At 73.2% G+C, this 23,823-nt stretch carries 17 protein-coding genes; 10 read left to right on the top strand and 7 right to left on the bottom strand.

The window, feature by feature from the left end; translation table 11 throughout:
* Window positions 1–13: 13 nt before the first annotated feature.
* Window positions 14–505 carry a MarR family transcriptional regulator gene (locus ABZW10_RS14285; RefSeq protein ID WP_355364005.1) on the bottom strand — a complete coding sequence of 164 codons (492 nt, stop codon included), beginning with the start codon at window positions 503–505 and terminating at the stop codon, window positions 14–16.
* A gap of 111 nt (window positions 506–616) precedes the next feature.
* Here ABZW10_RS14285 and ABZW10_RS14280 point away from each other — a divergent pair, with 111 nt between their 5' ends.
* Window positions 617–1,708, top strand: coding sequence for an ABC transporter permease (locus tag ABZW10_RS14280; RefSeq protein ID WP_355364002.1), 1,092 nt, complete (start codon window positions 617–619; stop codon window positions 1,706–1,708).
* 203 nt (window positions 1,709–1,911) lie between these two features.
* Here the strand turns inward: ABZW10_RS14280 and ABZW10_RS14275 are convergent, their stop codons facing one another.
* The 4 genes from ABZW10_RS14275 to ABZW10_RS14260 form a co-directional block, all read right to left on the bottom strand.
* A complete protein-coding gene (locus ABZW10_RS14275; protein ID WP_355363999.1) occupies window positions 1,912–3,132 on the bottom strand; it encodes an ROK family protein in 1,221 nt (406 codons plus the stop codon).
* On the bottom strand, window positions 3,125–3,715 hold the full coding sequence (locus tag ABZW10_RS14270; protein ID WP_355363996.1) for a GtrA family protein: 591 nt from the start codon (window positions 3,713–3,715) through the stop codon (window positions 3,125–3,127). Before ABZW10_RS14270 ends, ABZW10_RS14275 begins: the two co-directional genes overlap by 8 nt.
* Window positions 3,716–3,813: 98 nt before the next feature.
* Window positions 3,814–6,228 carry an endopeptidase La gene (gene lon / locus ABZW10_RS14265; protein WP_355363993.1) on the bottom strand — a complete coding sequence of 805 codons (2,415 nt, stop codon included), beginning with the start codon at window positions 6,226–6,228 and terminating at the stop codon, window positions 3,814–3,816.
* Between the two features lie 137 nt (window positions 6,229–6,365).
* The gene (locus ABZW10_RS14260; protein ID WP_355363990.1) at window positions 6,366–7,178 is read right to left on the bottom strand and encodes a rhomboid-like protein; all 813 of its coding nucleotides are present in this window, start codon (window positions 7,176–7,178) and stop codon (window positions 6,366–6,368) included.
* 549 nt (window positions 7,179–7,727) lie between these two features.
* Between ABZW10_RS14260 and ABZW10_RS14255 the strand changes: the two genes are divergently transcribed.
* The 7 genes from ABZW10_RS14255 (at window position 7,728) to ABZW10_RS14225 (ending at window position 18,593) form a co-directional block, all read left to right on the top strand.
* Window positions 7,728–8,465, top strand: a complete 738-nt coding sequence (locus ABZW10_RS14255; protein WP_344337269.1) for a response regulator transcription factor — start codon at window positions 7,728–7,730, stop codon at window positions 8,463–8,465.
* An 82-nt stretch (window positions 8,466–8,547) separates the two neighbouring features.
* A complete protein-coding gene (locus ABZW10_RS14250; RefSeq protein WP_355363987.1) occupies window positions 8,548–9,678 on the top strand; it encodes an ATP-binding protein in 1,131 nt (376 codons plus the stop codon).
* A 358-nt stretch (window positions 9,679–10,036) separates the two neighbouring features.
* Window positions 10,037–13,813 carry a multifunctional oxoglutarate decarboxylase/oxoglutarate dehydrogenase thiamine pyrophosphate-binding subunit/dihydrolipoyllysine-residue succinyltransferase subunit gene (locus ABZW10_RS14245; RefSeq protein ID WP_355363984.1) on the top strand — a complete coding sequence of 1,259 codons (3,777 nt, stop codon included), beginning with the start codon at window positions 10,037–10,039 and terminating at the stop codon, window positions 13,811–13,813.
* A 327-nt stretch (window positions 13,814–14,140) separates the two neighbouring features.
* Window positions 14,141–16,114, top strand: coding sequence for a serine/threonine-protein kinase (locus tag ABZW10_RS14240; protein WP_355363981.1), 1,974 nt, complete (start codon window positions 14,141–14,143; stop codon window positions 16,112–16,114).
* A gap of 49 nt (window positions 16,115–16,163) precedes the next feature.
* Window positions 16,164–16,343 (top strand): DUF6104 family protein, encoded by a 180-nt coding sequence (locus ABZW10_RS14235; protein ID WP_030309148.1) that lies wholly within the window; start codon window positions 16,164–16,166, stop codon window positions 16,341–16,343.
* A 218-nt stretch (window positions 16,344–16,561) separates the two neighbouring features.
* Complete coding sequence (locus ABZW10_RS14230; RefSeq protein ID WP_355363978.1) at window positions 16,562–17,479, top strand: DUF4097 family beta strand repeat-containing protein; 918 nt, start codon at window positions 16,562–16,564, stop codon at window positions 17,477–17,479.
* A 1-nt stretch (window position 17,480) separates the two neighbouring features.
* Complete coding sequence (locus ABZW10_RS14225) at window positions 17,481–18,593, top strand: PadR family transcriptional regulator (protein WP_355363975.1); 1,113 nt, start codon at window positions 17,481–17,483, stop codon at window positions 18,591–18,593.
* 82 nt (window positions 18,594–18,675) lie between these two features.
* Here ABZW10_RS14225 and ABZW10_RS14220 read toward each other — a convergent pair whose 3' ends face one another.
* Both ABZW10_RS14220 and ABZW10_RS14215 read right to left on the bottom strand, forming a co-directional pair.
* Window positions 18,676–19,638: a zinc-binding dehydrogenase gene (locus ABZW10_RS14220; RefSeq protein ID WP_355363972.1), complete on the bottom strand. Its 963-nt coding sequence runs from the start codon at window positions 19,636–19,638 to the stop codon at window positions 18,676–18,678.
* A 100-nt stretch (window positions 19,639–19,738) separates the two neighbouring features.
* Window positions 19,739–20,935: an NADP-dependent malic enzyme gene (locus ABZW10_RS14215; RefSeq protein ID WP_355363969.1), complete on the bottom strand. Its 1,197-nt coding sequence runs from the start codon at window positions 20,933–20,935 to the stop codon at window positions 19,739–19,741.
* 616 nt (window positions 20,936–21,551) lie between these two features.
* Between ABZW10_RS14215 and ABZW10_RS14210 the strand changes: the two genes are divergently transcribed.
* On the top strand, window positions 21,552–22,478 hold the full coding sequence (locus tag ABZW10_RS14210) for an ABC transporter substrate-binding protein (protein ID WP_355363966.1): 927 nt from the start codon (window positions 21,552–21,554) through the stop codon (window positions 22,476–22,478).
* Between the two features lie 389 nt (window positions 22,479–22,867).
* Window positions 22,868–23,803 (top strand): ABC transporter substrate-binding protein, encoded by a 936-nt coding sequence (locus ABZW10_RS14205; protein ID WP_355363963.1) that lies wholly within the window; start codon window positions 22,868–22,870, stop codon window positions 23,801–23,803.
* The last annotated feature ends 20 nt before the right edge of the window (window positions 23,804–23,823 follow it).

Raw genomic sequence — 23,823 nt, 5'->3', positions numbered from 1 at the left:
GCGCGTCCGCCGCTCAGCCGGCCGGTGCGGCCGCCGCCTCGCCGACCACGTCGTTGAAGCGGTGCAGCAGCTCGGCGAAGCGCACCACGTCCTCCTCCGGCCAGCCGCCGATCAGCTCCCGCACCCGGGTCATCCGGGCGGCCCTGGCCGCGAGGAAGCGCCGCCGGCCGTCCTCGGTGAGCGAGACCCGGGCGGAGCGGCGGTCCTGCGGGTCCACCTCCCGGGCCAGCAGGCCCAGCTCCTCCAGCGCCCGGATCTGCCGGCTGATCGTCGCCTTGCCGACCGCGAAGTGCACACCGACGTCGGTCACCCGCACCGACCCGGCCTGCTCGACGTAGCTCAGCAGGCTGTACGCCATGCCCTCCAGCTGCGGGTGGACCCGCCGGGAGAGCTCGGACATCCGGGCCCGGCCGCGCCGGAACAGCACCCCCACCTCGCGCTCGACCGCCAGCAGCGGGTCCTCGTCCTGCGGGGCCTCGTCGCGGCCCTCGTCCTGCGTACTCACCGCGTCAGTATCCCGCAGCCCGTCCGGAGCGCCCCGGCGCGGGAGAAACCTCAACGAAACTAGTTCATGCTATTAAGTACCCGGTTTCCCCCGATACGCAAGGAGATGTGCATGACCGCCCCAGGGCAGCAGGGACCCGAGCCCACCGAGGCACCGGAGCGCACGGCCGAACCGGCACCGAAGAAGGGCTTCGCCGCCGAACTGAAGGGCGCGGTCACCCCGCGGGCGGCGCTGCTGGTCATCGGCGTGCTGCTCCTCCAGCTGGGCTTCGTCACCTCGTACGTCGGCGCGCTGCACCAGCCGAAGCCGCACGAGCTGTCGATCGCGGTGGTCGCCCCGCCGCAGGTCGCCCCCAAGCTGGTCCAGGGCCTGGAGTCGGTCCCGGACGAGGCCGTGAAGGCCGTCACCGCGCCGGACGCGGAGGCCGCCACCCAGCAGATCAAGGACCAGAAGATCTACGCCGCGCTGGTGGTGAACCCGGCGTCCACCGAGGACGTGCTGCTGGTCGCCAACGCGCGCGGACCGTCCGCGGCCCGGGCCGCCGAGTCCATCGTCACCGGCCTGGAGAACAGCCAGGACCGCACGGTCGTCGTCCAGGACGTCGTGCCGCTCGCCACGGGCGACGCCAACGGGCTCTCCTCCTTCTACCTGGTGATCGGCTGGTGCGTCGGCGGCTACCTGGTCGCCTCGATCCTCGGCGTCAGCGCCGGTGCCAAGCCGTCCAACACCCACCGGGCGCTGATCCGGCTCGGCACCCTGGCGGTGTACTCGGTCGCGGCCGGCATCGGCGGTGCGATCATCGTCCAGACGGTCCTGGACGCGCTGCCCGGCTCGTTCTGGGCGATGTCCGCCCTCGGCGCGCTGGTGGTCTTCGCGGTCGGCGCGTTCACCATGGCCCTGCAGTGCCTGTTCGACATCATCGGCATCGGCATCGCGGTGCTGATCTTCGTGGTGCTCGGCAACCCGAGCGCGGGCGGCGTCTTCCCGCCGCCGCTGATGCCGCCGTTCTGGCGGGCGATCGGCGCCTGGTTCCCGAACGGCGCCGGTACCGACGCGGCCCGCTCGATCGCCTACTTCGACGCCACCAACCTGACCCAGCCGCTGCTGGTCCTGCTGGCCTGGGCGCTGGTCGGCATCGGCATCACCTTCGCCGCCGTCCTCGGCAAGCCCTCGCGGCTGAGCCGCGAGCTGGTCAAGGACTGACGGCCGGGCCGCTAGGGCGTGTCTGACAATTCGCGTCGGATCAGCGGGCGGCGTCAGGGTGCGTGCATCGCAAGGCGGAGGAGGGAGTCCATGCGGTGGGGGCACCTCCCGGCCGTCAGGCTGGGGGCCATCGGCGACCGACGACAACGCGGCGAGGTGCGTGCCCTGACGCCGCCCGCCCGGCGGGAATTGTCAGACACGCCCTAAGGCTCCTCCAGCCGGCCCGGGTCGGCGAGCAGCGACCGGACCACGCCGACCGCGGCCCCCAGCAGGGGGCCGCGGCGGCCCAGCCGGGAGACCGTCAGCCGCTCCTCCGACCAGGGCCGGACGGTCACCCGGGCGGTCAGCTCGGCCCGCATCGCGGGCAGCAGCCAGGGCGCCAGCTGGGCGTAGCCGCCGCCCAGCACCACCTCGGCCGGGTCCAGCAGGTTGACCGCCCCGGCCGCGGCGATGCCCAGCGCGGCACCGGCGCCGTCGAGCGCCGTCCGCACCTCCTCGTCCCCGGCCTCGGCCCGCTCCGCGAGCAGCGCCACCCAGTCGCCCCGGACCCCCTCCAGCCCGGCCGCGCGCAGCACCGCCGACTCCCCCGCGTACTGCTCCAGGCAGCCGTGCGCCCCGCACGCGCAGCGCGGCCCCTCCGGGTGCACCGGGACGTGGCCCAGCTCGCCCGCGTAGCCGCGCGCGCCGCGCAGCAGCCGGCCGTCGACGACGATCGCCGAGCCGACCCCCGCCTCGGCGGAGACGTGCAGGAAGTGCTCCGGACCGTCGCCCAGCCAGAGCTCGGCCAGCCCGCCGAGGTTGGCCTCGTTGTCGGCCCGCAGCGGGAGTTCGGCCAGTTCCTCGGCGTTGGCGGCGCGCAGCGCCAGCCGCAGCTCGGCGACGGCCGCGACGTCCCGCCAGTCCAGGTTGGCGGCCCGCTGGAGCAGCGCGCCGTCGGCGCCGACCAGTCCGGGCACGGCCAGCGCCAGCCCGGCCGGGCGCAGCCCGGCGTCCGCGACGGCCCGGCGGAGCAGCTCGGCGAGGTCGGCCATGACGGCGGCGGGCTGCCGCCCCCGGTTGCGGATCTCCTGGCGGCGCCAGGCGCGGACCTCGCCGCGCAGGTCGACCACGCAGGCGCCCAGGTGCTCCACCCCGATCTCGGCGCCGAGGCCGGCCGGGCCGTCCGGGTCGAGCCCGAGCGCGGTGCCGGGGCGGCCGACCTTGCCGCTGGGCGTGGCCGGGCCCTCCTCGACCAGCAGTCCGGCCGCGATCAGCTCCTCGGCGAGCGAGGAGACGGCGGCCCTGGTCAGCCCGCTCTCGGCGGCCACCTCGGCGCGGGAGCGCGGGGTGCGGGAGACGATCCGCAGCACCAGCGCCAGATTGGCCCGGCGCATGCCCTGCTGGCTCGCGGGCCCGGCCCCACGCGGACCGTCCGGCTCACGCATCGCCCTCACCCGCTCCGGCCTCCGCCGACCGCACCGAAGGGCCCAGGGCGCGCCGGCCCTCGGGGCCCGGGTCGGCGAAGACCCCGGCGGCGTCCGCGACGGGCTGCTCCATCCGTGTGAAGACCCAGCGCCGCATGGCCCAGAAGCGGAACAGCATCGCCGCGAAGGTGCCCAGCACCATCCCGCTCAGGAAGTCGGCCACCTCCCGGGTGACCGGGCTGACCCGTGGCTCGCGCAGCTCGAACAGGTAGCGCGAGGCGATCAGCGGCAGCACGTTGACGGCGATGGCGACGGCGCTCACCAGCAGGAACAGCAGCGGTTCGCGCCGCCGCCAGGAGGAGCGGAAGCTCCACCGCCGGTTGAGCACGTAGGAGACGGCGGTGCCGGCCACCGTCGCCACGGTCAGCGCCAGCACGGGCTTGCGCTCCAGCAGGGTCAGCCGCAGCGCGTAGTTGATCAGCAGCGTCAGGGCGAAGCAGCCGCTGCCGACCAGCAGGAACTTCACCAGGCTCCGGTGCCGGACCAGGAAGGGGCGCACCCCCTCCGGGACCCGGGCCAGGGCGCGCTGGGTCAAGGACGGCACCCTCGCAGTCTGGCACGCGTCCCGCGGCCCGTCCCGTCCGGCGATCCACCGGACGGGACGGGCCGCGGTAGATGACCGCGGCGAGCCCTACGGGTCGGTCAGGCCGCCGCCACCAGCACGCCGGCCGGCTCCAGGGCCAGCTCCAGCACCTCCCGGACGTCCGCGACCGGGTGGACGCTCAGCCGCTCCAGCACCTCGGCGGGGACGTCGTCCAGGTCGGCCTCGTTGCGCTTGGGGATGATCACCGTGGTGATCCCGGCCCGGTCGGCGGCGAGCAGCTTCTGCTTCACCCCGCCGATCGGCAGCACCCGCCCGGTCAGCGACACCTCACCGGTCATCGCCACGTCGGTGCGCACCTTGCGCCCGGAGAGCAGCGAGGCCAGCGCCGTGGTCATGGTGATGCCGGCGCTCGGCCCGTCCTTGGGCACGGCCCCGGCCGGAACGTGCAGGTGCACGCCGCGGTCGCGCAGCGAGGTGACCGGCAGCTCCAGCTCGGCGCCGCGCGAGCGCAGGTAGGAGAGCGCGATGTGCGCGGACTCCTTCATGACGTCGCCCAGCTGGCCGGTCAGGGTCAGCCCGGTGCCGCCGGTCTCGGCGTCGGCGAGCGAGGCCTCGATGTAGAGCACGTCGCCGCCGGCCCCGGTGACCGCCAGTCCGGTGGCCACGCCGGGCACCGCGGTGCGCCGCTCGGCGGGCTCCTGGGCCGCCTCCGGGACGTGGTGCGGCCGGCCGATCAGGGCGCGCAGGTCGTCGGCGCCGATCGCGGCGGGCAGTTCGCGCTCGCCCAGCTCGTGCTGCGCGGCGACCTTGCGCAGCACCCGGGCGATGGCCCGTTCGAGGTTGCGGACGCCGGCCTCCCGGGTGTACTCGCCGGCCAGGCTGCGCAGCGCCGGCTCGTCGACCACGACCTCCTCGCCCTTCAGCCCGGCCTTCTCCAGCTGGCGCGGGAGCAGGTGGTCGCGGGCGATGACGACCTTCTCGTCCTCGGTGTAGCCGTCCAGGCGGACCAGCTCCATCCGGTCGAGCAGTGGCTCGGGGATGGCCTCCAGCACATTGGCGGTGGCGAGGAAGACCACGTCGGAGAGGTCCAGCTCGACCTCCAGGTAGTGGTCCCGGAAGGTGTGGTTCTGCGCCGGGTCGAGCACCTCCAGCAGGGCGGCGGCCGGGTCGCCCCGGTAGTCGGAGCCGACCTTGTCGATCTCGTCGAGCAGGACGACCGGGTTCATCGAGCCGGCCTCCTTGATGGCGCGGACCAGCCGGCCGGGCAGCGCGCCGACGTAGGTGCGCCGGTGGCCGCGGATCTCCGCCTCGTCCCGGACGCCGCCGAGCGCGACCCGGACGAACTTGCGGCCCATGGCGTGGGCCACCGACTCGCCGAGCGAGGTCTTTCCGACGCCGGGCGGGCCGACCAGGGCCAGCACCGCGCCTCCGCGGCGGCCTCCCACCAGTCCGAGCCCCTGGTCGGCCCGGCGCTTGCGGACGGCCAGGTACTCGACGATCCGCTCCTTCACGTCGGCCAGGCCGGCGTGGTCGGCGTCCAGCACCGCGCGGGCGCCGGCGATGTCGTAGGAGTCCTCGGTGCGCTCGTTCCAGGGCAGCTCCAGGACGGTGTCCAGCCAGGTGCGGATCCACGAGCCCTCGGGCGACTGGTCGCTGGAGCGCTCCAGCTTGTCGACCTCCTTGAGCGCGGCCTCGCGGACCTTCTCCGGCAGGTCGGCGGCCTCCACCCGGGCGCGGTAGTCCTCCTCCTCGTCGGCCGGGTCGCCGTTCAGCTCGGCCAGCTCCTTGCGGACGGCCTCCAGCTGGCGGCGGAGCAGGAACTCCTTCTGCTGCTTGGCCACGCCCTCCTCGACGTCCTTGCGGATGGTGTCGTTGACCTCCTCCTCGGCGAGGTGGTCGCGGAGCAGGCCGAGCGCGTACTCCAGTCGCGCGACCTGGTCGGCCTCCAGCAGCACCTTGAGCTTCTGCTCGGCGGTGACGAAGGAGGCGTAGCCGATGTTGTCGGCGAGTTCGCCGACACCCTCGATGGCGGCCACCCGGTCGACGATCTGCCAGGCGCCGCGCTTGCGCAGCCACTGGGTGGACAGGTTCTTGTACTCCTTGACCAGTTCGGCGGCCCGCCCGGCCACCGGGGTGCCGACCGAGGACTCCCGGAACGGCGTGGTCTCCACCCAGAGCGCGGCGCCGGGCCCGGTGGTGCCGACGCCGATCCGCACCCGGCGCACCGCGCGCACCAGCGCGGCCGGCTGCCCGATCGAATTGGGGCCGTCGGCGAGCCTGCCGACCTGCTCGACGGTGGCGAGGGTGCCGACCGCCGCGTACGAGCCGTCCACCCGCGGCACCAGCAGGACCTGGGGCTTGCCGGTGCTGCCGGGGGCGGCGGCGCGCGCGGCCTCGACGGCGGCGCGGACCTCGGTGTCCTTCAGGTCCAGCGGAACGACCATGCCCGGCAGGACGACCTCGTCGTCGAGCGGCAGCACGGGCAGGGTGAGCGGTGTGGACGTCGATGCCATGATCTCTCCCCAGTCAGCGAACTTGAGTCGACCTGACTAAGGCTTCGCGGCGGCCGGATGTTCCCCGGGCCGCGTTCGCCGTGAGCGAACGGCGGAGGAGTCCCGGCCCGGCCGTCAAAACCGGGACCGGACCCGGCTCAGAGCCGCTCCAGCACCGCGGCCCGACCCGCCGCGGAAGCCGCCGTGGAAGCCGGCGCAGAGGCCGGCGCGGACGCCGACCGGGGGCGCCCGGCGAGCACCCCGAGCCGGGTACGGCGCGGCCGGTACCCGTCCCGGCGGCGCAGCCACCGCCACAGCACCACCCCGGCCAGCAGCGCCGCCGGGTGGCCGACCCCGGTGACGAGGTCCCGGTCCTCGGCGATCTGCCCGGCGATCAGCGCGGCGGCCAGTCCGAGCGCGACCACCCGTCCGCCCGGCCGCAGCAGCCCGGCCAGCGCGCCGAGACTGGCCAGCACGCCGTAGCTGACGCCGATGTCCAGGTAGTCCATCGCGGCCGGCTCCAGCCGCCCGGCCTCCACCCCGACGACGACCACGCCCTGGGAGAGCAGGGTGGCGCCGACGTGCCCGGCGGCGAAGACGGCCGCCGCCCGGGCCGGGCCGACCCGGCGCTCCAGCGGCGCGACGGTGAGGGCGAAGGCCCACAGGTAGGGCACCCAGTTCGGGCCGGCCACCCAGAAGCCGCTCAGCAGCAGCGCGCGCAGCGGGTGCTGGAGCAGGTTGTGCCCGTCCGAGCTGGACGCCTCCTGGAGCCGCAGCACGAGGTCGGGGTCGGCGAGCTGGGCGAAGGTGGTGGTGGCGCCGACCACGGCGAGGTAGCCCAGCGCGAAGGGATTGCGCCGCGGCGTCGGCACCCGGGCCAGCAGCCAGTCGGCCGCCCCGGCCCGCAGACCGTGCCGGAGCATCCCGTACGGCGGACCGCCGCGCCCGGCGCGCACCTGTCGCTCCGTCATGCCGCCTCCGCTCCGCCGCTCGTGACCGCCGCCCCCGCGCGTGTCCAACGTTCCGGCGCGTACCGGAAATCCCACCCCCCGCAAATTTGTCGTGGCCACGGTACGACCGGCGGCTGGGAGCCCGCTGGGAGAACGCTGGGCGCGGGGGATCGGGGGGTGGCCGAATTGGTCCATACCTTCTCCCCCCACACCCATGCCCGTCCCCGCTGACCGGCGGCTTGGTGTCGATCGATGTGCATACGTACCGTTACGGAGTGAAAAAACGCCGGGTAAGGTATCGGCCCGTGCCCACTTCCGAGTGGGCCCGACGGCCGGCCCGGCAAGCCGGCCCGCGGGCCGGAAATGTCCGGTCCACCTGCCGGGAATCACCCGCTGTCCGTACGCTGCGAGGTGTGCGGGAGAAGTGAGCGGCGCACGCCCGCTCGCCGGCACCGCGCACGCGACGGGACGGCGGACCCGGCACAGTCCACGACGGAACAAGACTACGAGCGGAGCCTTCGCCATCCCCACAGGTGGCCGGCCCGCAGCCCTGGGGGCGGTGGCGTGACCGTGACAGAAATTCAGCAGGACAACCAGAACGCCGGCGGCACGGTGAGCAGTCAGCGCAGAGTGCTGGTGGTCGAGGACGAGCCCACGATCGCCGAGTCCATCGCGGCCCGGCTGGGCGCGGAGGGCTTCAAGGTCGCCGTGGCCCACGACGGCCCGGGCGCCGTCGACGGCTTCCACACCTGGCAGCCCGACCTCGTCGTCCTCGACATCATGCTGCCCGGCTTCGACGGCCTGGAGGTGTGCCGCCGGATCCAGGCCCAGCGCCCGGTACCGGTCCTGATGCTCACCGCGCGGGACGACGAGACGGACCTGCTGGTCGGCCTCGGCGTCGGCGCCGACGACTACATGACCAAGCCCTTCTCCATGCGCGAACTGGCCGCCCGGGTCAATGTGCTGCTGCGCCGCGTCGAGCGCGCCCAGCAGGCCGCCCGCACGCCCGCGCTGGGCAGCCTGCGCTTCGGCGAGCTGGAGATCGACCACGTGCAGCGCCGGGTCCGGCTGGCCTCGGGCGACGTCCACCTGACGCCGACCGAGTTCGACCTGCTCGCCTGCCTGGCCGCCCAGCCGCGCGCCGTGCTCACCCGCGAGCAGCTGCTGGCCGAGGTCTGGGACTGGACCGACGCGTCCGGCACCCGCACCGTCGACAGCCACGTCAAGGCGCTGCGCCGGAAGATCGGCGCCAGCTGGATCCGCACCGTGCACGGCGTCGGATACGCGCTGGAGGCCCCGCTCTCGTAGCGGCGCACCCTCGGACAACGGGCCGCCGGGGGGCCCGTGTCACGGACGCCGTGCGACCCACGCGGGGGATCACAGGGGACCAATGACCTTTCCACAGCAACGCAACGGGGACCTCGCCGGCAGCCGGCCGCCCACCCTGGCCGCCCGCGCCGCGAGAAGGGTCTGGGCCGACATCCGGCCGCTCGACCCGGTCCGCTCGATCAAGGGCAAACTCGCCCTCCTGGTGATCGTGTCGGTCTTCCTGGCCACCGGCATGGTGGTCGTGGCGATCCGGTCCGAGACCCAGATCCGGATCATCATGATCTTCTCGATGATCGCCTCGCTGCTCTTCATGCAGTTCCTCGCGCACGGGCTGACCGCCCCGCTGCGCGACATGACCGCCGCCGCCCGCGCGATGGCCTCCGGCGACTACAGCCGCCGGGTCGAGGTGAACTCGCGCGACGAGATCGGCGAGCTCGCCGCCACCTTCAACCAGATGGCGGCCGACCTGGAGGCCGCCGACCGGCACCGCCGCGAACTGGTCGCCAACGTCTCGCACGAACTGCGCACGCCGATCGCCGCGCTGCACGCCGTGCTGGAGAACGTGGTCGACGGCGTCGTCCAGCCCAACCCGGCGACCCTGGGTGCCGCGCTGGAGCAGACCGAGCGGCTCGGCCGGCTGGTCGCCCACCTGCTGGACCTCTCCAAGATCGACGACGGCGTGGTCGACCTGGACGCCCGCCCCTTCGAGGTGCGCGAGTTCCTGGACGGCGTGCTGCGCGGGGTCACCGTGGACGGCGCCACGGCGGGCGGCGCGTTCTCCCGGCGCGGCGACGTCCGGCTCGCGCTGGAGGTGAGCCCGACGGGCCTGACCGGCGTCGCCGATCCGGAGCGGCTCCACCAGGTGGTCGCCAACCTGGTCGACAACGCCTGCAAGCACTCCCCGCCCGGCGGCACCGTGACGGTCCGCGCCCGGCCCGGCGAGGGGCCCGGCGCGCTGCTGCTGGAGGTCGAGGACGAGGGTCCCGGCATCCCCGCGGCGGACCGGACCCGGGTCTTCGAGCGGTTCGGGCGCAGCGGCACCGCGACCGCCGCCGGCCCGGGCGCCGACGGCGGGACCGGCCTCGGCCTGGCCATCGCCCGCTGGGCGGTGGACCTGCACGGCGGACGGATCGAGGTCGCCGAGGCCGCCCGCGGCTGCCGGATCGAGGTCCGGCTGCCCGGCCCGCGCTGAGCACCGCGCGCGGGCCGGGCGGCCGGGCCGTCCAGCCGACCGGACGACGGCCGGACAACACTCGGACGACGGCCCGACCCGGGGAAAGAGGACAAATGTCACAGAACCGACACAGACCCGACCCCGGGACTCTTACCCCACCTTGTCCGCTTTTGCCACCATTTGGGTGGCGATCAGAACCGGTCGGTTCCCCTCCGCTGCGGGTTTCTAACGCACATTTCCAGCCAAACAGCAGGTCAGGACTGTGATCTGGGCGACGCCTGCCCCCCGGGGACTGCGCGATCACTGGTCGGAGGCGTAGCCTTAATCCCCGCTGTCCAAACATCCCAAAAGGAAGCGGAAGAGGGCGGTTGCCGCCGTGTCGCCACAGTCCCCTGAACACCCCAACAGCTCGGCAAGCTCCACTGGCTTCGGCCCCAATGAGTGGCTCGTCGACGAGATCTACCAGCAGTACCTCCAGGACCCGAACTCGGTCGACCGAGCCTGGTGGGACTTTTTCGCCGACTACAAGCCCGGTACCGAGGTGACCCCAGTGACCCAGGCCGCGACCCAGGCCGGCGCTACGCCGACCCCCGCCGCCGCCCCCGCGACGCCCGCCGCCGCTCCGGCCGCCCAAGCCCAGGCCCCGGCCCCCGCGCCGGTGCAGCCGGCCCCGGCCGCCCCCGTGGCGCCCGTCGCCGCGCCGGCCCCCGCGCCGCTCGCCGCCGCCCCCGCCGCGCCGCCGGCGCCCAAGGCCGCCGCCCCGGCCCCCGCGCCCGCCGCCGAGGCCACCGGCCCCGCGCTGGTGCAGCTGCGCGGTCCGGCCAAGGCCGTCGCGACCAACATGGACGCCTCGCTGGAGGTGCCGACCGCGACCTCGGTGCGCGCCGTTCCGGCCAAGCTGTTGATCGACAACCGCATCGTCATCAACAACCACCTGCAGCGCGCCCGCGGTGGCAAGGTCTCCTTCACCCACCTGATCGGCTACGCCCTGGTCCAGGCCGTCAAGGCCTCCCCGGGCATGAACCACAGCTACAAGGTGGAGGACGGCAAGTCCTACCTGGTCAAGCCCGAGCACGTGAACCTCGGCCTGGCCATCGACCTGGTCAAGCCGAACGGTGACCGCCAGCTCGTCGTCGCGGCCATCAAGAAGGCCGAGACCCTCGACTTCTTCGGCTTCTGGCAGGCCTACGAGGACATCGTCCGCCGGGCCCGCGCCAACAAGCTGACGATGGACGACTTCACCGGCGTCACGGTCTCGCTGACCAACCCCGGCGGCATCGGCACCGTGCACTCCGTGCCGCGCCTCATGCAGAACCAGGGCACCATCGTCGGCGTCGGCGCCATGGAGTACCCGGCCGAGTTCCAGGGCTCCGCCCCGGAGACCCTGGCCCGCCTCGGCGTCTCCAAGATCATGACGCTGACCTCGACCTACGACCACCGCGTCATCCAGGGCGCGGCGTCCGGCGAGTTCCTGCGCACGATCCACCAGCTGCTGCTCGGCCAGAACGGCTTCTACGACGAGATCTTCGAGTCGCTGCGGATCCCGTACGAGCCGGTCCGCTGGGCCACCGACGTCGCCACCACCCACGACGACGAGGTCAACAAGACCGCCCGCGTCATCGAGCTGATCCACTCCTACCGGGTCCGCGGCCACCTCATGGCCGACACCGACCCGCTGGAGTACAAGCAGCGCAAGCACCCCGACCTGGACGTCACCACCCACGGCCTCACCCTGTGGGACCTGGAGCGCGAGTTCGCGGTCGGCGGCTTCGGCGGCCAGCGGATGATGAAGCTCCGCGACATCCTCGGTCTGCTGCGCAACACCTACTGCCGCACCGTCGGCATCGAGTACATGCACATCCAGGACCCGACGCAGCGCAAGTGGCTGCAGGACCGCCTGGAGAAGCCGTACACCAAGCCCGAGCGCGAGGAGCAGCTGCGCATCCTGCGCCGGCTGAACTCCGCCGAGGCCTTCGAGACCTTCCTGCAGACGAAGTACGTCGGCCAGAAGCGCTTCTCGCTGGAGGGCGGCGAGTCGCTCATCCCGCTGCTCGACGCCACCATCGACGCCGCCGCCGAGCACCGCCTCGACGAGGCCGTCATCGGCATGGCCCACCGCGGCCGCCTCAACGTGCTGGCCAACATCGTCGGCAAGCCGTACGGCAAGATCTTCGGCGAGTTCGAGGGCAACCTCGACCCGAAGTCCATGCACGGCTCCGGCGACGTGAAGTACCACCTCGGCTCCGAGGGCACCTTCACCGGCCTGGACGGCGAGACCATCAAGGTCTCGCTCGCCGCGAACCCCTCCCACCTGGAGGCCGTGGACCCGGTCGTCGAGGGCATCGCCCGCGCCAAGCAGGACATCCTGGACCAGGGCGGCACCACCTTCCCGGTGCTGCCGATCCAGATCCACGGCGACGCGGCCTTCGCCGGCCAGGGCGTCGTCGCGGAGACCCTGAACATGTCGCAGCTGCGCGGCTACCGCACCGGCGGCACCGTGCACGTCGTGGTGAACAACCAGGTCGGCTTCACCGCCGCCCCGGCCTCCAGCCGCTCCTCGATGTACTGCACCGACGTGGCCCGCATGATCGAGGCCCCGATCTTCCACGTGAACGGCGACGACCCGGAGGCCGTGGTCCGCGTCGCGCGGCTCGCCTTCGAGTTCCGCCAGGAGTTCCACAAGGACGTGGTGATCGACCTCATCTGCTACCGCCGCCGCGGTCACAACGAGGCCGACAACCCGTCGTTCACCCAGCCGCTGATGTACGACCTGATCGACAAGAAGCGCTCGGTGCGCAAGCTGTACACCGAGGGCCTGATCGGTCGCGGCGACATCACCATGGAAGAGGCGGAGCAGGCGCTCCAGGACTTCCAGGGCCAGCTGGAGAAGGTCTTCGCCGAGGTCCGCGACGCCGCCCAGGCCCCGGCCGCCGCCACCGGTGGCAAGCCGGTCGCCGACTTCCCGGTCACCATCCAGACCGGCATCTCCCAGGAGATGGTCAAGCGGATCGCCGCCTCGCAGGTCAATCTGCCGGACTGGCTGACCGTCCACCCGCGCCTGCTGCCGCAGCTGCAGCGCCGCGCCGGCTCGGTCGAGGACAACACCATCGACTGGGCGATGGGCGAGACCCTCGCCATCGGCTCGCTGCTCATGGAGGGCCACCCGGTCCGCCTGGCCGGCCAGGACAGCCGCCGCGGCACCTTCGGCCAGCGGCACGCCGTCCTGATCGACCGGAGCACCGGCGAGGACTACACCCCGCTGCAGTACCTCACCGAGGACCAGGCCCGCTACACCGTGTACGACAGCCTGCTGTCCGAGTACGCGGCGATGGGCTTCGAGTACGGCTACTCGCTGACCCGCCCGAACGCGCTGGTCATGTGGGAGGCGCAGTTCGGCGACTTCGTCAACGGCGCGCAGAGCGTGGTGGACGAGTACATCTCCTCCGCCGAGCAGAAGTGGGGCCAGCACTCGGGCGTCACCCTGCTGCTGCCGCACGGCTACGAGGGCCAGGGCCCGGACCACTCGTCCGCCCGCCCGGAGCGCTTCCTCCAGCTGTGCGCGCAGAACAACATGACGGTCGCCATGCCGACCCTGCCGTCGAACTACTTCCACCTGCTCCGCTGGCAGGCGCACAACCCGCACCACAAGCCGCTGGTCGTCTTCACCCCGAAGTCGATGCTGCGTCTGAAGGCCGCGGCGAGCGCCACCGAGGAGTTCCTGTCCGGCTCCTTCCGCCCGGTCATCGGCGACAGCACCGTCGACCCGGCGCAGGTCCGCAAGGTGGTCATCACCGCCGGCAAGTTCTACTACGACCTGGAGGCGGCCCGCACCGAGCGCGGCGTCACCGACACCGCGATCGTCCGGGTCGAGCGGCTCTACCCGCTGCCGGTGGCCGAGCTCCAGGAGGAGCTGGCCCGCTACGGCGACGACGTCCAGTTCGTCTGGGCCCAGGAGGAGCCGGCCAACCAGGGTGCCTGGCCGTTCATCGCCATGAACCTGGTCGACCACCTGCAGGTCGTCATCGGCCGCAGCGCCAACGGCGCCCGGCTGCGTCGCGTCGCCCGCCCGGCCTCCTCGGCCCCGGCGGTCGGCTCGGCCAAGCGGCACGGTGCCGAGCAGCAGGCGCTGATCGAGGAGGTCTTCTCGCTCTGACCCGCCGGCCCCGGCCGGCCGGTGGCGAGGCCCCGGCAGTACGGCCCCCCGTTCCCCTGGACTCCAGGGGAACGGGGGGCCGCCGCCGTTCCGGGCCGGGACCGGCCGATGCGCACGGGCCGACGTGCAGCGGCCGACATGCAGGGGCCGATGTGCACCGGCTGTGTGCGAAGGTCCCAGCTCTGCAACCAAAGCGGCACCGATCCGCGCGGCTTCCTGACGGGTCGATAGGTTATGCCTCGCCAGACCGCCGCCCGGGCAAGCCCGTCGGCGCGCCCCTTCCCGGCGGTCGGTGGACCTCGCCGCTCTCCCAGGGGGATCAACCGCATGACCGCCGACACGCCACGGGACGCCGCCGCCGCGCCGCTCCCGCCGGTCTTCCAGCCGCTGCTCCCGGACGATCCCCGGGAGGTCGGCGGCTACCGGCTGTTCGCCCGGCTCGGGGCCGGCGGCATGGGCCGGGTCTACCTCTCGTACACGCCCGGCGGCCGGCCGGTGGCGCTCAAGGTGGTCCGCCCGGAGTTCGCCGAGGACGGCGAGTTCCGCCGCCGGTTCGCCCAGGAGGTCTCCAACGCCCAGCGGATCCACGGCCTCTACACCGCCCAGGTGATCGACTCCGGCGGCCTGGACGGCGACGCCCCGTGGCTCGTCACCGCCTACGTCCCCGGCCCGTCCCTGCAGCAGGTGGTGCGGGAGAACGGCGCGCTGCCGGTGCGCACCGTCCTGCTGCTGATGGGCGGCATCGCCGAGGCCCTGCAGGCGATCCACAGCGTCGAGGTGGTCCACCGCGACCTCAAGCCGGCCAATGTGCTGGTGGCCGGCGACGGTCCGCGGGTGATCGACTTCGGCATCGCCCGGGCCGCCGACGCCACCGCGCTCACCGGCACCGGCTACCGGATCGGCTCGCCCGCGTTCATGTCGCCCGAGCAGGCCCAGGGCAGCCCGGTCACCCCGGCCACCGACGTGTTCGCGCTCGGCGCGCTGGCCGCGTACGTGGCCGGCGGCGCCCCGCCGTTCGGCGACGGCCCGGACACCGCCGTGCTCTACCGGGTGGTGCACGAGCAGCCCGACCTGGACGCCGTGCCGGCCGGACTGCGCGAACTGATCCTGCGCTGCCTGGCGAAGTCCCCCGAGGACCGGCCCCGGCCCGCCGAGATCATCGACGTCGCCCGCAACCACCCGACCGTCGGCGGCCAGCTGCGGTTCTCCGACGACTGGCTGCCCAAGCAGGTCAACACCGAGATCACCCGCCGCTCGGACCTACCGAAGACCCCGCCCACCCCGCTGCCGGCCGCGCCCGCCGCGCCGCCCGTGCCGCCGCCCGTGCCGCCGACGGCTCCCCCGACGGCTCCCCCGGCCGCGCCGGTGGCCGCACCGGCCCACCGGCCCACCACGCCGTCCTTCGGTCCGCCGCCGCCCGGCTACGGCCCCGCCCGGCCGGACACCCCGCCGCCCGGCTTCGTGCCGCCGCCGCTCGGCGCGTACGGCGCCGCCCAGGTGCCCGCCGACGCCCCGGCCGGCCCGCCGTTCGGCTCCCCGCCGACCGTCCAGCTGCGCCCGGAACCGCCGTCCTACGACACCCCGCCGCCCGGACCGGTGGTCACCGACACCCCCGCGCCGGAGCCGGCCCGCAAGGGCGGCGTCTCCTGGAAGGTGCTGCTGACCGTCGCCCTGGTGATGGCGCTCGGCGGCACGGCCGGCGGCGTGGTGCTGATGTCCAAGTTCGGCGGGAAGAACGACGACAAGCGGAGCACCGCCGCCGACACCCCGGGGAGCTCCCAGCCCGCCGCACCGCCGGCCACCACCCCGGCCGGTGCGCCGGCCGCCAGCACGCCGCCCGCGACGGGCGGCGACCCGGCCCCGACCGCCGCCGCCTCCCCCTCGAAGTCCTCGCCGACCGCCTCCGCGACCCGCCCCGCGAAGTACGTCGAGGTCTACAAGGACCAGGTGCTGTCCATCCCGCCGAGCGCCAACTACGAGTTCGACCTCAAGAACGGCAAGGTCGTGCCCGCCGGCACGGCGGACTGGAAGGTCGGCACCCTCGGCGCCGAGTTCCGGCTGAGCGAGAAGAGCGACGCCTACGTCGCCAAGGACAACAGCCCGCTCACGCCGGAGTCCTGCGCCGCCGGCATCGACCGCGAGCCGGCCGCCGACTTCAAGTTCGACAACCTGCCGGCGGACCGCCAGTTCTGCGTCCGCCAGCGGGCCTCGGGCTCGATCGTCGTGCTGAAGGTCGTCAAGCTGGGCGACAGCGACGGTGCGGCCACCTGCTCCCTCACCTACTACCGCAACGACGGCTGACCGCGTTCTATCCTGACCAGGTCGAATCCCCATCGGACCGGAGCGAACCGTGTACTTCACCGACCGCGGCATCGAGGAACTGGAGAGCCGGCGCGGCGACGAGGAGGTCACCTTCGAGTGGCTGGCCGAGCGCCTGCGCGAGTTCGTCGACCTCAACCCGGACTTCGAGGTCCCGGTCGAGCGGCTGGCCACCTGGCTGGCGCGGCTCGACGACGAGGACGACGAGTGATCCGCTGACCCGGTGAACGACCGTCGTTCGGGGCCCGGAGGCAACCGCCTCCGGGCCCCTTCGCATGCCCGCCGCGGGGCTCCCCGTAGGGGCTGACGTCCGGGTCCGCTCCGGGTCGGCCTCGGGGTGGGACTCCCTTGACTTCGCCGTTACGCGATATATCGTCTTCAGGAGAGACAACGCGATACATCGCGAGTTCCGAACGGGAGGCGGCAGAGATGAGCCAGTGGACGGTCGAAGGACCCGACAGGATCACCATCGAGGAGACGGTCCGGACCCTGCAGGTGCGCACCGTCGACGGCACGGTCAACGTGGTCGCCGCCGACGGTCCCGCCCGGCTGGAGGTCACCGAGCTCACGGGCGAGCCGCTGCACGTCACCCTGGTCGACGGCGTCCTCACCGTCACCTACAAGGACATCAGCAGCTGGAACGAGTTCGGCGACGTCCTGAAGTCGGTCGACTCGGTGAAGGGCTTCTTCTCCTCCTTCAAGCACAAGCGGACCGCCGCCGTCACCCTGACCGTGCCGGCCGGCACCGAGGTCAAGGTCGGCACCGTCTCCGCCGCGACGACGGTCTCCGGTTTCACCGGCCACGTCTCGACGCAGACCGCCAACGCGGACGTCACCCTGGTCGGCCTGGCCGGGCAGACCGACGCCAAGACCGTCACCGGCGACGTGGACGCCCAGTCGGTGGCCGGCCGGCTGCAGCTGAACACCGTCTCCGGCCGGCTCACCGTGGTCGCCGGCACCGCCGAGAAGGTGTCCGCCAACGCCGTCACCGGCGCGGTGACCCTGGACCTGGCCGGCGCCACCCCGACCGAGATCAAGGTCAAGACGGTCAGCGGCGCGGTCGGTGTCCGGCTCCCCTCGCTGGCCGACACCAAGGTCGAGGCCGGCACCACCAGCGGCGACCTCTCCTCCAGCTTCGACGAGCTCAAGGTCGGCGGCAGCTGGGGCACCAAGCGCCTCTCCGGCCAGCTCGGCGACGGCAGGGGCAGCCTCTCGGTCACCACCGTCTCCGGTGCGGTCACCGTGCTGCAGCGGCCGGACGCCGACGACGACGCCCAGGTGGTCGTCCGGGAGCTGCCCACCGCGGACGGCCCGTCCACCGGCCCCGACCTGACCAAGGAGGCCTGACATGACCCCCGTCTTCGGCCACGGCCGGCTCCGGCTCTACCTGCTGAAGCTGCTCGACGAGGCCCCGCGCCACGGCTACGAGGTGATCCGCCTGCTGGAGGAGCGCTTCCAGGGCCTGTACGCGCCCTCCGCCGGCACCGTCTACCCGCGGCTGGCCAAGCTGGAGCAGGAGGGCCTGGTCGCGCACAGCACCGAGGGCGGCCGCAAGGTCTACCGGCTCACCGACGCGGGCCGCGCCGAACTCGCCGCCCGGCAGGGCGAGCTCGACGAGCTGGAGGTCGAGATCCGCGACTCGGTGGCCCAGCTGGCCGGGGCGATCCGCGAGGACGTCCGGAACAGCGCCCAGGACCTGCGCGAGCAGCTCTGGAGCGACGCCGAGCAGGCCCGGAAGAACGCCCCGCGGCCGGAGGCGGCGGACGGGGACGGGGACGGGGGTGCCGGCAGCCCGTGGGCCGGGCCGTGGGGCGAGCAGGCGGCCTGGCAGCGCGCCAAGGAGGAGTTCGCCGAGTTCAAGCGGCAGGCCCGGGAGCAGGCCAAGCGGGCCAAGGAGCAGGAGAAGGCCGCCAAGGCCAAGGCCAAGGCGGCCGAGGAGGAGGCCCGCCGGCTGCGCGAGCAGTCCCGGGCGGCGCGGACGGCGGCCCAGCAGGAGGCGCTGCGGATCAAGCGCCGGGTCGAGCAGCAGGTGCGCGAGCACGCGACGCGCGGCGACTGGCCGACCGGGCTGGCCGAGGGGCTCTCCGAGCTGACCAAGGGGCTGGCCGGGCTGGCCGACGCGGCCCGCTGGGGCCACCCGTCGGACGAGAAGGGCGAGAAGGGCGAGAAGGCCGGGACGGCGCGGCCCTCCGCCGGTGCGCCCGGCGCCGAGCGGATCACCGTCACCCGGATCGACCTGGACAAGGACGAGCCGGCCGGCGCGGCCCCGGCCGATCTGCCGCCGTGGACCGCCACCGACCCGGCCGGCGACCCGGCCCGGGAGCTGGAGCGGCTGCTCGACCGCTTCCGCGACCAGGTCCGCGACGCGGCCAGGGACGGCGGGGTGACGCCCGACCGGCTCGCCGAGGCCCGCGGACTGCTCGGCGAGGCCGGTGAGCGGCTGAAGCGCCTGCTCGGCTGAACCGGAGCCCGGGCGCCCGGCACCCCGCGCGGGTGCCGGGCGCCGGCGTTTCAGGGCATCAGGGGGTGAGGTGGTCAGGGGGTCAGGGGGTGAGGACGATCTTGCCGAAGACGTCGCCCCCGGCCATCCGGGCGAAGGCCTCCGGCGCCCCGGCCAGCGGCAGCACCGAGTCGATGACCGGCCGGACGCCGGTGGTGGCGCAGAACGAGAGCAGCCCGGCCAGCTCCTCCTTGGTGCCCATGGTCGAGCCGATCACCTTCAGCTCCAGGAAGAAGATCCGGTTCAGCTCGGCCGCCACCGGGTTGGGCCCCGAGGTGGCGCCGGAGATGACGATCGTGCCGCCCGGGCGCAGCGACTTCACCGAGTGCGACCAGGTGGCCGCGCCGACCGTCTCCAGCACCGCGTCCACCCGCTCGGGCAGCCGGGCCCCGCTCGGGAAGGCCGCGTCGGCGCCCAGCCCCACCGCCCGGGCCCGCTTGGCCTCGTCCCGGCCGGTGACCCAGACCCGCAGGCCCGCCGCCCTGCCGAGGACCACCAGCGCGGTGGACACCCCACCGCCGGCGCCCTGCACCAGGACGGTGTCACCGGGCTTCACCCCGGCGTTGGTGAACAGCATCCGATAGGCCGTCAGCCAGGCGGTGGGCAGGCAGGCGGCCTCCTCGAAGGAGAGCGCGGCGGGCTTGGGCAGCAGGTTCCAGGTGGGGACGGCCACCTGCTGGGCGAAGGTGCCCTGGTAGCGCTCGGTGAGGATCGAGCGGGGCTCGTCCGGCCCGACCCCGTGCCCGCTCTGGCCGATCACGGAGTGCAGCACCACCTCGTTGCCGTGCTCGTCGACACCGGCGGCGTCGCAGCCGAGGATCATCGGCAGCCTCCCGGCGGGCAGGCCGACCCCGCGCAGGGACCAGAGGTCGTGGTGGTTCAGGCTGGCGGCCCTGACCGTGACCACGCTCCACCCGGGGCGGGCCTGCGGTTCGGGGCGCTCGCCGAGCTCCAGCCCGCTCAGCGGGTCGTCGGCGTCGATTCGTGCGGCGTAGGCGGCAAACATGCCCCGGACGATAGCCAGAACGGCCCCGGGCCCGGAACAACGCGAAGCTGTGACGCGTGTCCCGGGCCCGGGCGGAGTGTTCCTGACGTTCTCCCGCCGACTAGCGGCGCGCGACGCCCTCCGCGCGGGCGGCCTCGGCGACGGCCTTGCTGACGGCCGGCGCGACCCGCTCGTCGAACGGCGAGGGGATGACCCTCTGCGGCGTCAGCTCGTCGGCCACCACGCCCGCCAGCGCCTTGGCGGCGGCCAGCTTCATGCCCTCGGTGATCCGGGTGGCCCGGACCTGCAGCGCGCCCGCGAAGATGCCCGGGAAGGCCAGCACGTTGTTGATCTGGTTCGGGAAGTCGCTGCGCCCGGTGGCCACCACGGCCGCGTACTTGTGCGCGACCTCGGGGTGGATCTCCGGGGTGGGGTTGGCCATGGCGAAGACGAACGCGCCCTCGGCCATGGTCGCGACGACCGGCTCCGGCACGGTGCCGCCGGAGACGCCGATGAAGACGTCGGCGCCGGCCATCGCGTCGGCCAGGGTGCCCTTGAGGCCGGTGCGGTTGGTCAGCCCGGCGATCTCCGCCTTGACGTCGGTGAGGTCCTCGCGGCCCTGGTGCACCACGCCCTTGCGGTCGCAGACGGCCACGTCGCCGATGCCGGCGGCGAGCAGCATCTTGGCGATGGCGATGCCGGCCGCGCCGGCGCCGGAGATGACGGCCCGCAGCGAGCCGAGCTCCCGGCCGGTCACCTTGGCGGCGTTCCAGAGCGCGGCGGTGGTGACGATGGCGGTGCCGTGCTGGTCGTCGTGGAAGACCGGGATGTCCAGGGCCTCCTGGAGCCGGCGCTCGATCTCGAAGCAGCGCGGGGCGGAGATGTCCTCCAGGTTGACGCCGCCGAAGGAGGGGGCCAGCCGGACCACGGTCTCGACGATCTCGTCGACCTCGGTGCAGGCCAGCGCGATCGGGACCGCGTCCACGCCGCCGAACTGCTTGAACAGGATCGCCTTGCCCTCCATGACGGGCAGCGAGGCCTCCGGGCCGATGTCGCCCAGGCCCAGCACGGCGGTGCCGTCGGTGACCACGGCCACCGTGTTGGACTTCCAGGTGTAGTCGTTCACGAGCTCGGGCTGCTCGGCGATGGCCGTGCAGACGCGGGCCACACCGGGGGTGTAGGCGAGGGACAGGTCGTCCGCGTCGCGCACCGGGACGGTCGCCCGGACCTCCATCTTGCCGCCGCGGTGGAGCGCGAACACGGCGTCGACCGGATCGTCGGTGTCCTGGGTACTGCTGTGGATGATCTCCGCTGCCACGATGACCTCTTCGTCATTGATCGAGCGAGGACACCCGCCGACGGAGCGGACGACCCGGCCGGTACCGGCTTCCGGCGACCGGTGGCCGGTAACCGGAACCCGGGAACGCCGAAGCGCCCCCGGGGAAGGCTGGGTCGGGGCGCCGCCGTCGGACGAGCGCCCTCGGATGAGGGTTTATGGATTTGTCTGCGTTGGTCCGCGCTGTGCTTCCGGGCCGAGCGTAGGTCGGACGAGGGCATCGCACCCATGCCTTTTCGTCCAAGTCACATGGTTGTCATACGCCTCACAGCCACCCGGCACACCGGGCGCGTGAGAACCGGGCCCCGGCGCGGCAATGGCGGACGCAGCACGCACACCCGCAGGAGTGAACGCAGACGCGGAGGGGAGGCCGGTGCCTCGGATACGGAGTCGTCGTCCTGGACTTCCGTTCCTGCGCACCCCGAGCCTGTTGCGGCCCGGCGGTCTGGTTCGAGCGTCGGGGGTCACCCGGTACCGAATTCTGACACACCCGGCGCCGGGCCCGGCAGGCCGGGATGGGAGGATCCGTTCTTCCGCCATCTCGCGTACACCTCCGCGACGCCGCGGCGCCGTCCCCTCCCTCCCACAGGAGCAACCGATGCACCAGCGTGCCCACTCCCGCCGCCCGGCCGTCGCCGCGCTCGCCCTCGCCACCGCCGGAGCACTGCTGCTGAGCGGCTGCGGTGGGGACGAGGCGGTGGCCAAGGACCCGGTCCAGGAGATCAGGGCGAAGCTGCCGAAGGCCCAGCAGTCGGCGAAGGTGCTCCGGATCGGGATGGACGTCAACTACCCGCCGGTGGAGTTCCGGGGCGCCGACGGCAAGCCGGAGGATCTGGATCCGGACATCGCGGCGGCACTCGGCCGGATCCTGGACCTGCGGATCGAGTACGTCGACACGCCCTTCGACAAACTCCTGCCGGATCTCCACACCAAGCAGTTCGACGTGGTGATGTCCGCGCTCAGCGACGTCCGCCAGCGCCGCGAGGGCGTGGACGAGGCCGGCAAGCCGGTCGGCCGGCCGGTGGACTTCGTCGACTACTTCATCGCCGGCACCTCGATGGTGGTCGCCAAGGGCAACCCGAAGGGCATCCGCACCCTGGACGACCTCTGCGGCAAGACCGTCGCGGTGCAGTCCGGCACCACCCAGGAGGAGATCCTCACCCGCCAGACCACCGCCTGCACCCGGGCCGGCAAGCCGCTCACCGTGCACAAGTTCGACACCGACCCCAAGGCGCTGGCCGAGGTGGCCGCCGGCACCGCGCACGCGGGCCTGAACGACTTCCCGGTGGCGGCGTACGCGGCGAAGACCACCGACGGCGGCAACCGCCTGGAGGTGGTGGCCGGCTCGCAGTCCCGGTCCAACCCGTACGGGATCGCGCTGCGCAAGGAGGACACCGAACTGCGCGACGTGCTGGCGAAGGCGGTCGACCAGCTGATCCGCAGCGGCGAGTACGACAAGATCCTCGCCAAGTGGGACGTGGCCGCGGGCGCGGCCCAGAACGCGGTGGTCAACGGGGGCATCTGAGCGGACCGGGCCGGGCACCGGCGGGGCCCGGCCCGTCGCGCGGGGGACTACGGGGCGATCTGCATACGTATGCACGGAGTGACAGGGACACGGTATTCGTCCGAATAGCGGACGGCATGGCCCCCCGTTATCCGATTTTGATCTGAATCAGGGCCACCCGACCGTCGTCAGATGGCAGGATTCCCCCCATCTCGGATCGAGCAGGCCACTGGTCGAGGCGGCCCGATCGACGCCCACCTCGGCGGACGGTGGCGGAGACGCAGTACCTGGAACCACCCTGCGCAGTTCTCCCAGCCCCACCCGTACAGCGCCGTACGGCCTTTGCTGCCCCGGTACGCCGCTCCCCCGCGGCGCCCCCGCCCGACCTCTCCCTCAGGAGGAGATCCCCCATGATCGTCCGCACCCAGCGCACCCGTCTCCTCGCCACCGCGGCGGTGCTCGCGTCCGCGTCGCTCGTGCTGACCGCCTGCGGCAGCAGCAAGTCCTCCTCCAACGGCGGTGCCGCGGGCGCCAATCCGAGCGCCAGCATCGCCGCGGTGACCGCCGACCCGGCACTCGCCCCGCTGGTCCCGGCCGACGTCAAGAGCTCGGGCAAGCTCGTCGTCGCCGCCGACGCCTCCTACGCGCCCAACGAGTTCAAGGACGACAAGGGCAACATCATCGGCCTCGACGTCGACCTGGCCGACGCGATCGCCAAGAAGCTCGGCCTGGCCGCCGACGTGCAGAACGCCGACTTCACCTCGATCATCCCGGGCATCACCGCGAAGAAGTACCAGCTCGGCATGAGCTCCTTCACCGACACCAAGGAGCGCGAGCAGACCGTCGACATGGTCAGCTACTTCACCGCCGGCAGCGCCGTCGCGGTCAAGAAGGGCAACCCGGACAAGATCGACCCGAAGGACCTCTGCGGCAAGAAGGTCGCCGTCCAGACCGGCACCACCCAGGCCCAGGAGATCACCGACGTCCGCAACCCGGAGTGCAGCAAGGCGGGCAAGCCGACCATCCCGGACGACGGCAACAAGTTCACCCTGCAGACCGACGTGACCACCGCGCTGGTCTCCGGCCGCGACCAGGTGATGATGGCCGACTCCCCGGTCGTCGACTACGCGGTCAAGCAGACCAACGGCCAGCTGGAGAAGATCGGCGACACCTACGACAGTGCGCCCTACGGCGTCGTCGTCGACAAGGGCTCGCCGCTCACCCCGGCCGTCCAGGGCGCCGTCCAGTCGCTGATCGCCGACGGCACCTACCGGCAGATCCTGGCCAAGTGGGGCGTCGAGGCCGGCGCGATCACCAAGTCCGAGATCAACGCCGCCAAGAGCTGATCCGCGCACCACCACACCCC

The organism is Kitasatospora sp. NPDC004723, from assembly GCF_040609255.1.
Lineage (GTDB): Bacteria > Actinomycetota > Actinomycetes > Streptomycetales > Streptomycetaceae > Kitasatospora.
This window is presented reverse-complemented; position numbering and strand designations above follow the sequence as displayed.